The organism is Nevskia sp. (assembly GCF_023266035.1).
Lineage (GTDB): Bacteria > Pseudomonadota > Gammaproteobacteria > Nevskiales > Nevskiaceae > Nevskia.
Genome location: NZ_JAHFRY010000021.1, coordinates 12,239 through 26,097, shown reverse-complemented (window position 1 = coordinate 26,097; position 13,859 = coordinate 12,239). Strand labels below are relative to the sequence as shown.

Genomic DNA, 13,859 nt, shown 5'->3' with positions numbered 1-13,859 from the left:
ATGCCGGCTCCTGCCCTTGTTTGCGCGACCGTCGAAGTTGCGCTGAACCGCTACCTGCGCCTGGAGCGCAGCGTGCTCGATGACTGCGCTGCGCTCGAAGGCAAGTCGATCGCCCTCGAAGCAGCCGATCTCGGCTGGATCTTCGTGATCGAGCCGATCGCCACCGGCGTGCGAGTCAGCAACATCGCCGAGGACGAGCCGGATGTGCTGGTGTCGGCACCGACCTTGCGTTTGATGAAGCTGGCGCTGAGCACGGTCAGCGGCCGTGAAGGTCTGCCCACCGGCCTCGAAGTGGTTGGCGATACCGAGCTGCTGAACCGCTTCAACGCCTTGCTGACCAAGGTCGGTTTCGATCCCGAGGAACTGGTCGCGAAAGTGATCGGCGATGGCGCGGCGCATCGGCTGGTCGGCGGGCTGAAGGGGCTGTTCGGCTGGGGTCGCAATGCCGCAGATCGCCTGAGCGTCGACGCCGCCGAATATCTCACCGAAGAAAGCGAAGACCTGGCCCGCGTGGCCGATGTCGAGGAATGGATGGATAGCGTCGACCAGTTGCGGGAAAGCGTGGATCGCTTCGAGGCGCGTCTCGCGCAAGCAGAGCAGCGGCGGAGCAAGACCTCGTGATCAAGGCAACGCCGCGCCTGTGGGCGATCTGGAAAGTCACGCGTCGCTACGGTCTGTCCGAGTTCTGGGGCGGCAAGCCTTCGTCGGACTCGCGCCCGCGTGGCGAACGCCTGCGGCTGGCGCTGCAGGAACTCGGGCCGGTGTTCATCAAGTTCGGCCAGGCGCTGTCGACGCGGCCGGACATCGTGCCGGTCGACGTGGCGACCGAGCTGGCCAAGCTGCAGGATCAGGTCGAGCCGTTCTCCGGCGCCGAAGCACGAGCGATCATCGAGCGCTCGCTCGGCAAGCCGATCGCCGAGCTGTTCCATGAATTCGACGAAACGCCGCTGGCTGCTGCCTCGGTGGCCCAGGTGCACACCGCGCGGCTGAAGCCGCAGGACGAGGGCGATCCCGGTTTCGAGGTGGTCGTCAAAGTGCTGCGCCCGGGCGTCATGGAGCGGGTCGAGAAGGATGTCGCGCTGCTGCGCGCGCTCGCCGAATTCGCCGAACGCTGGCATCCGCTGGGCAAGCGTCTGAGGCCGCGCGAAGTCGTTGCCGAATACGAGAAAGTGATCTTCGACGAGCTGGACCTGATGCGTGAAGGCGCGAATTGCTCGCTGCTGCGCCGCAACTGGCTGGGCTCGGAGCTGATCTATCACCCGATCGTGTTCTGGGATTTCACCCGCAGCAATGTGCTGGTGATGGAGCGCATTCACGGCGTCTCCCTGCGTCACCTCGATCAGCTGCGCGAGATGGGCGTGAACTTCCAGGTGCTCGCCGAGCGCGGCGTGGAGATCTTCTTCAAGCAGGTGTTCCGCGACAATTTCTTCCACGCGGACATGCATCCCGGCAACATCTTCGTCGACGTTTCCGACGTCCGGAAGCCGAGCTATCTGGCGGTCGATTTCGGCATCGTCGGCCAGTTGTCGCCGGCCGATCTGCGCTATCTCGCCGAGAACTTCCTGGCCTTCTTCAATCGCGACTACCGGCGCATCGCCGAGCTGCATCTGGAGTCCGGCTGGATTCCGGCTGATGTCCGTGCCGAAGACTTCGAAAGCGCGATCCGCACCGTCTCCGAGCCGATCTTCGGAAAACCGATCAAGGACATTTCCTTCGGCGTCTTCCTGCTGCGCCTGTTCGAGATCGCGCGGCGCTTCAACTATCAGGTGCAACCGCAGCTGGTCCTGCTGCAGAAGACCTTGCTGACCACCGAAGGTTTGGGCCGCCAGCTCTATCCCGAGCTTGATCTGTGGAAGACCGCGAAGCCGATCATGGAGCAGTGGATGTGGAACCGGATCAACCCGGCGGCCACCTTCGCGCGGCTGCGCAAGGAAGGGCCGCAGCTGGCCGAAGCACTGCCGGAACTGGCGCAGAACGCGATGAAGTTCCTCGCCAAGGGCGGCGCGCTGCCCAGCCATACACTCGATGCCTCCGGCGTCGAAGCGCTGCGCAGCGAGCTGCGTGCGTCGACGCGGAAAAGCCTGCACGCCGCGATCGGCGGTACCGCCTGGGTGGCTGGCGTGGCGCTGTACGGAATGGCCTCGCTGAACGCGGCAACGCCGTCGACCGCAGTGATCGCCGCCAGCCTGCTGTTCGCCGGCGTCGGCCTCTGGGGCTGGGTGCGGGCGTTCCGCTGAGATGGCCGGCACGGTGAAGGAGATTGCCGAAGGTCCCTCGCCCGAACAGGTGCGCGAACTGGTCGCCTACTGTGACAAGGCCGCCTGGTGGCTCGACGACTGTCTGACCGTGCCCGGCACCCGCTTCCATTTCGGGCTCGACGCGATCGCTGGCCTGATTCCGTTTGCCGGCGATGCGCTGGCGGCGGGTGTTTCGGTGGTGACCATCACCCGCGCCGCCCGCATCGGCGTACCGCGCAGCGTGCTGATGCGGATGGGCCGCAATGTCGTGATCGACTTCGCGGGCGGCCTGATTCCCGGCATCGGCGATGCCTTCGATGCGGTGTTCAAGTCGCACCGTCGCAACTTCGCGCTGCTGCACAAGGAATACGCACCGATGCTCGCGCCGATTGCCGCGCGACGCCGGGCGCCGCTGTGGTTGCGGGTGGGTGGCGCGCTGATGATTGCTGCGATCGGCTACGGCCTGTGGCACTGGATCAGCAGCTGAGGCCGCCGCTGTAGGTCGGGCCATGCCCGACCGCGGCACCGCAACAGCGTCGCCCGAGGGGCGACCTACAACCGGCGCCACAAACAAAAGAACGCCGGCACGGAGCCGGCGTTCTTTTGTTCCCGCGAAGCTTTAAAGGAGCTTCAGCGGTTCTGCGTGATGCTCAGACCTTTCAGCAGGGTCAGTGCTTCATACAGCTCGTAATCGTTGACCGGCAGATCGGCGACATTGATCGGTTCCTCCTTCTTGGCGTCCTTGTCCTTCGCCTTGTCGCCTTCCTTGGTCTTCTCGTCGGACTTGCCGTCCTTCGTCTTGGTCTCTTCCCGCTTGGCGTTCGGGTTGTCGAGACGGCCCTTGAGATCGGCCTCGTGCACGCCTTCGCCGAATTCCGAAGGATCGAGCTTCGACACCTTGAACGGCTGGATGGTGACGTCCGGGACGATGCCTTCGGCCTGGATCGAGCGGCCGCTCGGCGTGTAGTAGCGCGCCGTGGTGATCTTGATCGCCGAATCATTGTTCAGCGGCAGGATGGTCTGCACCGAACCCTTGCCGAACGTCTTGGAGCCGATCAGCACGCCGCGCTTCTGATCCTGCAACGCACCGGCAACGATTTCCGCGGCCGAAGCCGAGCCCCCGTTGACCAGCACCACCAGCGGCTTGCCCTCGAGCGCATCGCCGACCGAAGCATCGAACTCGCGGGTCGAATCGGCATCGCGGCCCTTGATGCTGACGATCGCGCCCTTGTTCAGGAACTCGTCGGAGACATCGACAGCGGCGGTCAGCAGGCCGCCCGGGTTGTTGCGCAGATCGAGCACCAGGCCCTTCAGCTCGCCGGCCTTCTTCAGCTTGGCGAGTTCTTCGGACAGGTTCTTGCCGGTCGTCGCGGTGAACTGCGAGATGCGGATGTAGCCGTAGCCCGGCTCGATCGAGCGGCCGCGCACCGAAGCGACCTTGATGTAGTCACGCTTCAGTTCCAGCACCAGTGGTGCCGGTGCGTTCTCGCGAACCAGCGTCAGCACGATCTTGGTACCCGGATCGCCGCGCATCTTCGAGACGGCATCTTGCAGGGTCAGACCCTTCACCGGCGTGTCGTCGATCTTGACGATCAGATCGCCCGCCTTGACGCCGGCTTTCGCGGCCGGCGTGTCGTCGATCGGCGACACCACCTTGACCAGACCATCCTTCAGCTGCACCTCGATGCCGAGGCCGCCGAACTTGCCGGTGGTCGAAGCGTTGAGTTCCTTGTATTCCTCCTTGTCGAGGTAGGAGGAATGCGGATCGAGGCCGGATAGCATGCCGCGCACGGCGTTCTCGAGCAGCGTTTCATCCTTCACCGGCTCGACGTAATCGCTCTTCACGCGATTGAGAATCTCGACGAAGGTCTGCAGATCCTTCAGCGGCAAGGTTTCGGCGGGCAGCTGCTTTTCGGCGAACACGCTGTGGGTCAGCGTGGCGCTGACACCGAAGACGACACCAGCCAGCAAGGCCAGGGAAACGCGGGTCGATGAGGACATGATTTACTTCAGTTAGAGGGATATGCAGCGCTTTTTTGAATGTATCACAGCACCTTCAGCAGACCCCGGCCGCGCCGCTTCGTTCAGCCGGGAGGCCGCGCTGGTCCGCTTCAAGGGCCCAGCCAGTCGCGCGGGTCCTGCGGCTCGGTACCGCGCCGCACTTCGAAGTACAGGCCGCTGCGCTCGTAGCCGCCGGTGTTGCCGACTGCCGCGATGACTTCGCCGGCCGCAACCTGTTCGCCAGCGGCCGTGGCGACCGTTGCGTTGTGGCCGTACAAGGTGAAGAAACCCTTGTCGTGCTCGATGACCACGATCAGGCCGTAGCTCGACAGCCAGCCGACATAGGCCACCCGCCCCGCTGCACTCGCCCGCACCGGCGTGCCTTCGCCGGCCGCGATCCACAGACCTTTCCAGAACAAGCGGCCGTCGCTCTTGCTGTCGCCGTACTCGGCCAGGATGCTGCCACGCAGCGGCCAGGCCAGGACGCCGCGCATCTTCGGAAACGCTTTCTTCGAGCCGGACGGCCTGGCCGGTGCCGGCACGGCTTTCAGCGCTTCGCGCAGCTTGCTGAGCAGCGCCTGGATCTCCTTCTCGCTGCTTTGCAGCGCTTTCACCTTTTCGCCAGCGTCGGCGATCTTGGCGTCGAGTGCGGCCACCGCCTTCTTGCGTTCGCTGCGATCGTTTTCCAGTTCGGCCAGCGCGCGCTGGCGCGTGGTCTGCAGTTTCTGCAGCGTGGCCCGCTCGGTCTCGACTTTCACCTCCTCGACGCTGACGGCGGCGATCTCGGCGTTGATCTCGTCCATGTTCCGGGCGCTGGCCCGGTTCAGATAATCGAAATAGGTCAGCAGACGGCCGATGCGATCCGGCTCTTCCTGGCTGAGCAGCAAGGCCGTCGAACCACCCTGGCCGGCGACATAGGCCGAACGCACCTGGCGCGCCAGACGCTCGCGCGCCTGGACCAGCCGCGCCTCGGCCGCCGCCCGGCTGGCCTGCGCGGCGCGCAGACGCGCGTCCTGCTCGTCGACCTGGGCGGCGAGCTTCTTCAACTGCGCCTGCGATTCGGCGATCTTGCGTTCGGCCGTTTCCACCGCTTGGCGCTGCGTACTCTGGGCAGTGCGATCACGGTCGATGCTCTGATTGGCAGCGCCGATCTTGGCCCGCACCCGGTTCAGATCCTCCGAACCGGCCTTGAGTTTGGTGGCGGTGTCGTTGGCGGCCTCAAGCGGCGCCGACACGGCAAAAGCGAGCAGCAGCCCGATGGCAACGGCGCGCAAACGAGACAAGCAAAAGGCTGCCTTCAAAGGGGTTCGGCTTTCCGGGGGTGGCATCGGGTGCGATAATCCCAGAGCAACACCCCCTTGTTCAAATGCGCGCCTCCCTTGACCGACCAATTGCTGACCTTCGTGCAGGCTCACCTGCTCCTGTTTCTCGCCCTTGGCATCGCCAGCGCGGCGCTGATTGCCAATGAAGTGCATGGCACCTTGCAGGGCGGCAAACGCCTGGCGCCGAAGGACGCCGTGCGCCTGATCAACGACCGCGATGCGCTGGTCGTCGATGTGCGGCCGCCGGCCGACTTCAAGAAAGGCCATCTGCTGCACGCGCTGAATCTGCCGCTGGCGAAGCTCGCCGAGCGCGCCGCCGAGATCGGCAAGGACAAGACGCGGCCGGTGATCGTCTACTGCGCGCTCGGCTCCAGCCAGAGCGAAGCGGCGGCCAGCCTGCGCAAACTCGGCCATACCGAGGTCTACCTGCTGCGCGGCGGCCTCAACGGCTGGATGAGTGCCAGCCTTCCGGTCACCGCCAAGTAGAAGCCAACCCGTTCCCTCCCGAAAAGCGTCGCAATAGCCGCCGCACACCGGCGCGAGGTTCTTGCCATGAAGCCGGTCACCGTCTATTCGACCCGCGTCTGTCCGTACTGCATGCTCGCCAAGCGTCTGCTCGGCAACAAGGGCGTGAGCTACCAGGAAATCATGGTCGACCAGAACGACAGCCTGCGCGCCGAGATGATGCAGCGCAGCGGCCGCCGCACCGTTCCTCAAATCTTCATCGGCGACCGCCATGTTGGCGGCTTCGACGATCTCGCCGCGCTCGACCGCGCCGGCCAGCTCGATCCGCTGCTGCGCGAAGGCTGAGCCGATTTCTGGCGCCACCAGCCGCACCGCATCACCGCTTCACATCCGCAACCTGCATCCACCGTCCGCACGATCATTGAATTCATGAGCACTCCGAACCCGGTTCCGCCGTCCGTCCCCACCGTCGAAGACGCACCTGCCCGTCAGGTCTTCCTGCAGCGCCTGTTCCTCAAGGACGCCTCGCTGGAAATGCCGAACGCGCCGCGCATCCTGACCAACGAGACGCCGCCGGCGATCGACGTGCAGGTCGGCACCGCGATCGACATGCTCAACCCCGGCATCTTCCAGGTCATGCTGCAGGTGACGGTCACCGCCAAGATCGGCGAAGAAACGGCGTTCCTGGTTGAAGTCCATCAGGCCGGCATCTTCCAGCTCGCCAACTTCCCGGACGGCGGCGAACTGCAGCATGTGCTCGCCGCGTACTGCCCGAGCGTGATCCTGCCGTTCGCCCGCGAAGCGATCGCCAACCTGATCAGCCGTACCGGCTACCCGCCGGTGATGCTGCAGCCGATCAACTTCGACGCGCTGTACGCCCAGCACCTCGCCCAGCAGGGCGCGAACGGCGTCAACGGCGCTGCGCCGACGACGGTTCAGTAAGCGGCAACCCAAGAATCCAGACGGTGCCCGCGCCTTCCGGCGCGGAGCATCGCGATGATTGATGCGGGGGAGAAGCATGCCTGAGCAAATCCCGGTCGGCGTACTCGGTGCCGGCGCGTTCGGCACGGCGCTGGCCATCCAGTTGGCGCGTCGCGGCGCACCCGCGTTCCTGTGGGGACGCGATGCGACGACGATGGCAGCGATGCAGGAAAGCCGTGAAAACAGCGGCTATCTGAAAGGCTGCGCGCTGCCGGCGCGGCTGATAGCGACCAGCGATCTCGCCCGCGTGGTTGCCGAATCCGGCGACATCGTCATTGCCACGCCGAGTCACTCGCTACGCGAAACCTGCGAGCGGCTCAGTGCCCTGCTGCGTCCCGAGCAGGGCATCGCCTGCGCAGCGAAAGGTCTGGAGCCGGGCAGCGGACGGCTGGCTCATGAAGTGATCGGCGCCGCACTCGGCGTCACCCGCAGTGTCGCGGTGATCTCCGGCCCGACCTTCGCGAAGGAACTGGGCCTGGGCCTGCCAACGGCGGTGACGGTGGCCTCGAACGATCCGGCGTTCGCCGAGCGGATGGCGCTGCGTTTTCACGGCGACGGCTTCCGCGCCTACACCTCGGGCGATCTGGTCGGTGTCGAGATCGGTGGTGCGGCGAAGAACGTGCTGGCGATCGCGGTCGGCATTGCCGACGGTCTTGGCCTCGGTGCCAACACCCGCGCGGCGATGATCACCCGCGGCCTGAACGAGATCACCCGGCTGGCCACGGCGCTCGGCGCCGAAGCGGAAACGCTGATGGGCCTGTCCGGCCTCGGCGATCTGGTGCTGACCTGCACTGACAACCAGTCGCGCAACCGCCGCTACGGCATCCAGCTCGGCGAAGGCGCGACGCCGGAGCAGGCAAAGGCGGCGATCGAAGGCGTGGTCGAAGGTGTACGCGCCGCACCGGAAGTGCTGCGGCTGGCGCATCGGCTCGGCGTCGACATGCCGCTGCTGGAAATGGCCGGTGCGGTGATCGCTGGCCAGGTATCGCCGATCGAAGCGCTGAAGCGGCTCGCCGAAAGGCCGTTGCGCGCAGAGTTGGGCTGACGCTGCTCAGAGCCGCCGCAGCAGCGACTCGACCATCAGCGGCACACCCTGAATGATCTCGACCGCCTGCAGGCGTTCACGCATCGTCTGCAGCGCCGCCGTGTCGCCAAGCAATTGCAGCGTCTTGTCAGCGATGTCGTCGACCTGTGGCTGCGCCGCCACGGTCCAGCCTCGGCTGGCGAAGTCATCGACCCGCAGGCTCTGATCGCTGCCGCCGAGCGGCATCGAAATCGTCGGCACCCGAACGCTGATCGCCTGGTTGATCAGATGGCCACCACCGGTGACGACGATCGTCGCCCCGCGCATCAGCGCAATCAGCTGGCCTTGCGGCTGCGGCGGCAGCACGGTGACTTGCCGATCGCCGGGCTCCTCACCAGAAACGGGCTGGCCGATCGCCAGCACTGACATGCCGCTGGCCCTGGCGACGCTGTCGGCCGCTTCGATGAACAGCTCGGCGGTGGTCCGCCCATCGATCCGATAGGTACCGCCACCGGGTATGAACAGCAGATACGGCGCTGACGGTGCGAGTGCGGCCACCGCGTCTTCGAGCTGGCAGACATCGAACAGCACGCGTCGGGTGCTGCTGATCCGCGCCAGCACGCGTTGCCAGGAGCTGAACGCCGGCCGGCCGAGCAGATAGCGCTGGTGCCAGTGTTCGTCGAGCGACCACAGCCAGTCGGCGCGGAAGGTCTTGCCGCAGGTGCCAGGTTCATCGCTGATGCAGACGCTGCGGATCTTCAGCCGTCGACACAGGCGCAGCATGCTGCCGCGGCAGGTCTTGTCGAACACGACGATCGTCGGCTTCAGCCGCGCCAGCTCGCGGGCGTGGAACTGCTGACGCTGCTCGTCCGGCAGATTGCTTTCGATGTGCGGGAACGGCAGCAGCGGCCGCAGGCGGCAGGCCTTCGGCATCAGGAATTCGATGCGCACCGAGGCATCGGCGGCGTGCAGCGCGGTCGCCACCGTCAGCAGCCGGAAGAACTCGCCGGTGCCACCGCCCTGGTGCTGCGGCACGAACAGCACGACACGCGAAGTGCTCACGCTGCTTCCGTCACCGGCAGCAGACGCAACGCCGCTTGGACCAGGGTTTCGGTGGCGATGCCGTACAGGCCATCGTCACGGGATTCCGGCGCCACGAAGGCGTGGTGCCGTTCCGGATCATCCGGAAACCAGTTGTTCAGATGGTGATTGGGCCGGAACCAGGACACCGACGGCGTGCCGGCAACGCGCGCCACATGCAGGCCACCGGAATCCGGGCCGACGTGCAGCACAGCGCCCTGCATCACCGACAGGAAGGCCGGCACATCGAGCGTGCCGTCGAAGACTCGCCAGGGCTTGAAGTCGATGCCGGCGACCAGCGTCGCCAGCCGTTCCCGGCCGCGCGCCGTGGCATTGCCGGAGACGACGATGCGATGGCCCGGCAGGCGCGCGTGCAGCTGATTCCAGAGCGCGATCATCTGCACCATCGGCAAGTCACGGCGGTCGTCCGAGGCGCTGGCGCTGAGATGCAGGTAGCCGTCCTCGTCGACGCCGGCAGCGCGGCGCAGGCCGGTGTCGATGGCCACCGGAAACTCCGGCGCATCGCCGTCCAGGCCCAGCTGCCGGAATGCATTCCAGCGGCTGCGGTACATCGGAATCTCGTGGTAGGGCGCATCGACCACCGCGTTCAGCAGCCAGGGCTGCCAGCGCCACCGCTTGTTCGCATCCGCCTTGCGGGCCACGCGCAAGGCCGCGCCACTGAAGCCGGCGAAGGCGCAGGCGTGATTGCTGCCGGTGATCGCGATCACGGCATCGGCCTTGAGGCCGCGCAGCCAGCCGAGGAAGGCCAGATCGCCGCCCAGGCCGCGCTTCACGTACAGATGCGTGTGATTGATCCACGGCGTCAGCGGCCCGTAGAAGGCGGCGGTGCTGACCACGTGCAACTCGGCCCGCGGCGCGCTTTGTCGGATCAGCCACAGCGTGGGCAGGCTGTGGATGTGATCGCCGAGGCCGCCGAAATCGAGCACCACGACGCGACGCGCCGCCTGCAGCAGGTCCTTCGCCGCAAGACTCATCCCGCACTCCGGCATCGTTTCAGCGCCGCGATATGCGCAGCCAGACCCAGACCGTGACGAGCGACGAAACCGGGCGCAACGCGATGCGGTGCGGCGCAGGCCAGCCGCAGCGCGGCGAGGATCGCCGGCGCGCTGATCTCGTCGAGCTTCAGGCCATCGTCGGCGTCCATCAACTCGGCAACGCCGGCATCGCTGCCGATGATCGCCGGCGTGCCGCAGGCCAGCGATTCAGCGATCACCAGGCCGAACGGCTCGTAGCGCGACGGCAGCACCGTCCAGTCGGCCGCGGCGTACAGCGCCGGCATGTCGTCGACATAGCCGAGCGGCGTGACCCGCGGCGGCAATTCCTTGCGCGCCGCGCGGCCGGCGACCAGCAGGCGTGCGCGCGGCTCATCGAGCTGCGCAAACGCATCGAGCAGCGGACCCAGACCTTTGCGGGCGTGGTCCATCGACGGAAAGACGAAAGCGATGTCATCCGCCTTCAGTCCAAACGCCTGCCGGGCCACGGCGCGAGCCCGGTCATCGCGCGGCGCGAAGCGCTGTTCGTCGACCGGCGGATAGATCACCCGCAAGCGATCGATGGTGTCCGGATAGAACGCGCGAATCTGCGCCGCCAGAGTCGCGGAGTGGGCGACGACGGTTTCCGCGCTGTCGAGCATCGCCCGTTCCAGCCGCGTTTCGCGGCGATCGTGTGCGGAATCCGGCCGCTGCATCGCCGCGCAGAAACCGGGATGAGTGCCGCCGTTGATCGCGAGGTGATGACCCCGCGTGCGCGCCAGCGAGATCACCAGCGGATAACGCTCGGTCAGTTCCAGCCGGGCGATGCGCGAAGCGAACACGCGGTTGCGGAACGCGCGCGGCAGCGGCAGGGGCAGCAGGCGATAAGCGTTGGCGCCGAGGGCGCGCGCCCAGTCGCCATCGACTTCGCGCGCCCAGACATCGACGGTGTCACCGGCCGCACGAAAGCCGCGCACCAGATCGGCGAGGTAGGACTCCATGCCGCCGCCGCGACGCAGGCTGTAATGGACGAGGGCGACCTTCATGCCGGCAGCCGCAGCAGCGTGGCGATGCCGCCGAGCATCACCGGAATGCCGTTGGCGACCTTCAGCTTGGCCAGCGTTTTCCTCAGCGCCTGTTCGCGTGCCGGATCGCCGAGCAGCGCTTGTGCGGCGGCGACTAGTGACGCGGTATCCGGCGTCGATTCCAGCACCCAGCCGGCATCGCGGTAAGCGGCGATCCGTCCCGGTTGATCGGTGCCGCCGAGTGCCGCGGCAACGCTGATCGCGCCGCAGGCCAGCGCCTGATCGAGGCTATGGCCGCCATTGGTGACCACCAGCCGCGCCTTGCGCATCAGGCCCATGAAGGTGGCCTGCGGCACTTCGACGAGGCAATGCACCTGCGACTCGCCGGCTTTCGCAGTCGCAAGCTGGGCGTACAGCGGGCCGAGAATCATCAGGCAGGGCAAACCGGATTGCGCCTGCAACTGCTCGGCAGCTTCGAGGAAGATTTCCGCGACCGGCCGATCACCGATCCGGTAACCGCCACCGCCAGGGGAGAACAGCACGTAGTCCTGATCGAGCAGCGGCTGCACGCTGGCTGGCAGGGCTGTGAAATCGGGCGCGGCGTCGGAGAAGCAGGTATCGAACACTCGACGCCGGGTGCGGCCGAGACGATCGAGCAGGCGCTGCCAGGGCGTGAATGGCGCGGCGGTAAGGTCCTCGCGCTGATGCCAGTGCTCGTCGAGCAGCCACAGCCAGTCGAGCCGGAACGCCTTGCGCCGGCCGCCGACCAGGCTGGTGACATAGGCGGTGCGGATGCCGAGCCGGCGGCAGTGGCGCAGGGTCGGACTGCGGCAGGCGGAATCGAAGATCACCAGATCGGGCCGCAGGCGCTCAATGTGTTCGAGATCGAATGCGCCCTTGGTCGCCGCCTCGCCGTCATGGCAAAGGCTCGGGAACGGTGCGTCGGTTCGGGTGCCGGGCCCGCCGGGCAACAGGAATTCGATGCGCATCTGCGGCCAGCGCGCTTTCGTCGCCTGCGCCAGCAGCACGGCGCGCACGAACTCGCCGTAACCACCTCGGCCATACGCGGGAACGAACAGGATGAAGGGCTGCGCGGACACGTCGGCGTGGAAAGGAACGAGGGCATGCGGGAACCGGGCTAGATTATCGCAGTACCGCCTGCCCTCCTGATCACCCCTTGAATCCGCCACAACGCCTTCTCGTCATCTGCCTGCGCCGGCTCGGCGACGTGCTGCTGGCAACACCGCTGATCCGCAGCCTGAAGCAGGCGTATCCGAACGCCGAGATCGACGCGCTGGTGTTCGCGCCGACTGCCGGCGTGCTGGCCGGCAATCCCGATCTGCACGAAGTGATCGCGATGCCGAAGCAGGGCCAGCTCGCACTTCTCCGGCGGCTGTGGCGGCGCTACGACCTGGCAGTGGCGGTGACCAATAGCGACCGCGCCCATTACGCCGCCTGGATCGCCAGCGACCGACGTGTCGCCGTCGGCTCGCTGAACACGCGCTGGAAGCACTGGCTGCTGAAGACCATCGTCATCCACGATCCGACGCGGCTGCATACCGTGGTGCAGAGCCTGCTGCTGGCCGATGCGCTCGGCATCGCCCGAGTGCCGGAGGTGGTGCCGCCCAGACCGGCCGATGACTCGGCGCTTGATGCGGTGCTCGGAGCAGGCTGGCGCCATCGACCCTACGCGGTGCTGCATCCGCAGCCGATGTACCGCTACAAGGCCTGGACCGATGACGGCTGGCGGGCGCTGATCCGCTGGCTGGCCGCGCAGAGTTTGAGAGTCGTCATCAGCGGCGGGCCGGCCGAACACGAGCGGGCGGCGGTCAGCGCGCTGCTGGCCGGGCTCGATCTACCGGAAGGCAGCGTCATCGATGTCTCCGGTCGCCTGCCGTTCGCCGCACTCACCCCGATGATCGAAGCCGCGCGCCTGTTCGTAGGCCCCGATACCTCGGTGACTCATCTCGCCGCCGCCTGCAACACGCCGACCCTGGCGCTGTTCGGCCCGTCGAGCCCGGTCGCCTGGGGGCCGTGGCCGCAGGGCTGGGATGGCGAGGCCGACAGCCCCTGGCGGCTGGCGGTGCCGTTCCAGCGCATCGGCAACACTGGCATCCTGCAGGGCGATCACGGCCGGCAGATCGGCTGCATTCCCTGCCTGCAGGAAGGCTGTGAACGCCACACCGCCAGCCCTTCGGATTGCCTCGATCGAATGAGCTCGGCGCGGGTGATCGCTGCAGCGGCTCAGCTGTTGGGTTCGCGAGCACCCGCATAAGCCAGCTGGCGCCAGGCTTCATAGACAGCCACGGCCACCGCGTTCGACAGGTTCAGGCTGCGCATGCCCGGCTGCTGCGGCAAATAAACACGCCGCTCCGGCGAAACCGTTTCGATCAGGCTGTCCGGCAGCCCGCGTGACTCGGCGCCGAACAGCAACACATCGCCGGCTTGCCACTGCACCTGGTCATAACGCTGGCTGCCCTTGGTGGTGAACACGAACCAGCGTGCATTGCCGGTGGCGGCACGCAGGGCGGCGACATCGTCATGCACCTGCATCGCGGCGTGCTCGTGGTAGTCGAGCCCGGCGCGGCGCAGCTTGGCGTGATCCAGGGTGAACCCGAGCGGCCGCACCAGATGCAGCGCAGTGCCGCTGTTCGCGCACAGGCGAATGACGTTGCCGGTGTTCGGCGGAATTTCCGGCTCGATCAGCGCAACCTGGATCATCGCAACGCCCC

At 66.7% G+C, this 13,859-nt stretch carries 15 protein-coding genes; 8 read left to right on the top strand and 7 right to left on the bottom strand.

Going from position 1 to position 13,859, the window contains the following annotated elements:
• Genes Q0D45_RS04835 through Q0D45_RS04825 form a run of 3 tightly spaced genes read left to right on the top strand, consistent with a single transcriptional unit; the run spans position 1 to position 2,724 of the window.
• Positions 1-621: an SCP2 sterol-binding domain-containing protein gene (locus Q0D45_RS04835; RefSeq protein WP_293389259.1), complete on the top strand. Its 621-nt coding sequence runs from the start codon at positions 1-3 to the stop codon at positions 619-621.
• A complete protein-coding gene (ubiB, locus tag Q0D45_RS04830; RefSeq protein ID WP_293389257.1) occupies positions 618-2,237 on the top strand; it encodes a ubiquinone biosynthesis regulatory protein kinase UbiB in 1,620 nt (539 codons plus the stop codon). Before Q0D45_RS04835 ends, ubiB begins: the two co-directional genes overlap by 4 nt.
• Before the next feature lies 1 nt (position 2,238).
• A complete protein-coding gene (locus Q0D45_RS04825) occupies positions 2,239-2,724 on the top strand; it encodes a DUF4112 domain-containing protein (RefSeq protein ID WP_293389255.1) in 486 nt (161 codons plus the stop codon).
• Positions 2,725-2,867: 143 nt separating this feature from the next.
• Here the strand turns inward: Q0D45_RS04825 and Q0D45_RS04820 are convergent, their stop codons facing one another.
• Positions 2,868-4,238: a S41 family peptidase gene (locus tag Q0D45_RS04820; RefSeq protein ID WP_293389253.1), complete on the bottom strand. Its 1,371-nt coding sequence runs from the start codon at positions 4,236-4,238 to the stop codon at positions 2,868-2,870.
• Positions 4,239-4,348: 110 nt separating this feature from the next.
• Entirely contained in the window at positions 4,349-5,521 is a 1,173-nt protein-coding gene (locus Q0D45_RS04815) for a peptidoglycan DD-metalloendopeptidase family protein (protein ID WP_293389251.1), read from the bottom strand.
• 96 nt (positions 5,522-5,617) lie between these two features.
• On the opposite strand from Q0D45_RS04815, the gene Q0D45_RS04810 reads away from it, so the two are divergent.
• From Q0D45_RS04810 to Q0D45_RS04795, 4 genes are all read left to right on the top strand, one after another.
• Positions 5,618-6,046: a rhodanese-like domain-containing protein gene (locus tag Q0D45_RS04810; protein WP_293389249.1), complete on the top strand. Its 429-nt coding sequence runs from the start codon at positions 5,618-5,620 to the stop codon at positions 6,044-6,046.
• A gap of 66 nt (positions 6,047-6,112) precedes the next feature.
• Complete coding sequence (gene grxC, locus Q0D45_RS04805) at positions 6,113-6,370, top strand: glutaredoxin 3 (RefSeq protein WP_293389248.1); 258 nt, start codon at positions 6,113-6,115, stop codon at positions 6,368-6,370.
• A gap of 84 nt (positions 6,371-6,454) precedes the next feature.
• Positions 6,455-6,967: a protein-export chaperone SecB gene (secB, locus tag Q0D45_RS04800; RefSeq protein ID WP_293389245.1), complete on the top strand. Its 513-nt coding sequence runs from the start codon at positions 6,455-6,457 to the stop codon at positions 6,965-6,967.
• 76 nt (positions 6,968-7,043) lie between these two features.
• Positions 7,044-8,051 (top strand): NAD(P)H-dependent glycerol-3-phosphate dehydrogenase, encoded by a 1,008-nt coding sequence (locus tag Q0D45_RS04795; RefSeq protein ID WP_293389243.1) that lies wholly within the window; start codon positions 7,044-7,046, stop codon positions 8,049-8,051.
• 6 nt (positions 8,052-8,057) lie between these two features.
• Here the strand turns inward: Q0D45_RS04795 and Q0D45_RS04790 are convergent, their stop codons facing one another.
• From Q0D45_RS04790 to Q0D45_RS04775, 4 genes are read right to left on the bottom strand one after another with little or no spacing between them, the layout of a single operon-like run.
• Positions 8,058-9,092, bottom strand: a complete 1,035-nt coding sequence (locus Q0D45_RS04790) for a hypothetical protein (protein WP_293389241.1) — start codon at positions 9,090-9,092, stop codon at positions 8,058-8,060.
• The gene (locus Q0D45_RS04785; RefSeq protein WP_293389239.1) at positions 9,089-10,105 is read right to left on the bottom strand and encodes a glycosyltransferase family 9 protein; all 1,017 of its coding nucleotides are present in this window, start codon (positions 10,103-10,105) and stop codon (positions 9,089-9,091) included. Before Q0D45_RS04785 ends, Q0D45_RS04790 begins: the two co-directional genes overlap by 4 nt.
• Positions 10,102-11,148, bottom strand: a complete 1,047-nt coding sequence (locus Q0D45_RS04780; RefSeq protein ID WP_293389237.1) for a glycosyltransferase family 4 protein — start codon at positions 11,146-11,148, stop codon at positions 10,102-10,104. Before Q0D45_RS04780 ends, Q0D45_RS04785 begins: the two co-directional genes overlap by 4 nt.
• Positions 11,145-12,227, bottom strand: a complete 1,083-nt coding sequence (locus Q0D45_RS04775) for a glycosyltransferase (protein ID WP_293389235.1) — start codon at positions 12,225-12,227, stop codon at positions 11,145-11,147. The genes Q0D45_RS04780 and Q0D45_RS04775 overlap by 4 nt, the downstream gene beginning before the upstream one ends.
• A 77-nt stretch (positions 12,228-12,304) precedes the next feature.
• On the opposite strand from Q0D45_RS04775, the gene Q0D45_RS04770 reads away from it, so the two are divergent.
• Positions 12,305-13,402: a glycosyltransferase family 9 protein gene (locus tag Q0D45_RS04770; RefSeq protein ID WP_293389233.1), complete on the top strand. Its 1,098-nt coding sequence runs from the start codon at positions 12,305-12,307 to the stop codon at positions 13,400-13,402.
• On the opposite strand, the gene Q0D45_RS04765 is transcribed toward Q0D45_RS04770, so the two are convergent.
• Complete coding sequence (locus Q0D45_RS04765; RefSeq protein WP_293389231.1) at positions 13,372-13,848, bottom strand: tRNA (cytidine(34)-2'-O)-methyltransferase; 477 nt, start codon at positions 13,846-13,848, stop codon at positions 13,372-13,374. The genes Q0D45_RS04770 and Q0D45_RS04765 overlap by 31 nt on opposite strands.
• Positions 13,849-13,859 lie beyond the last annotated feature (11 nt).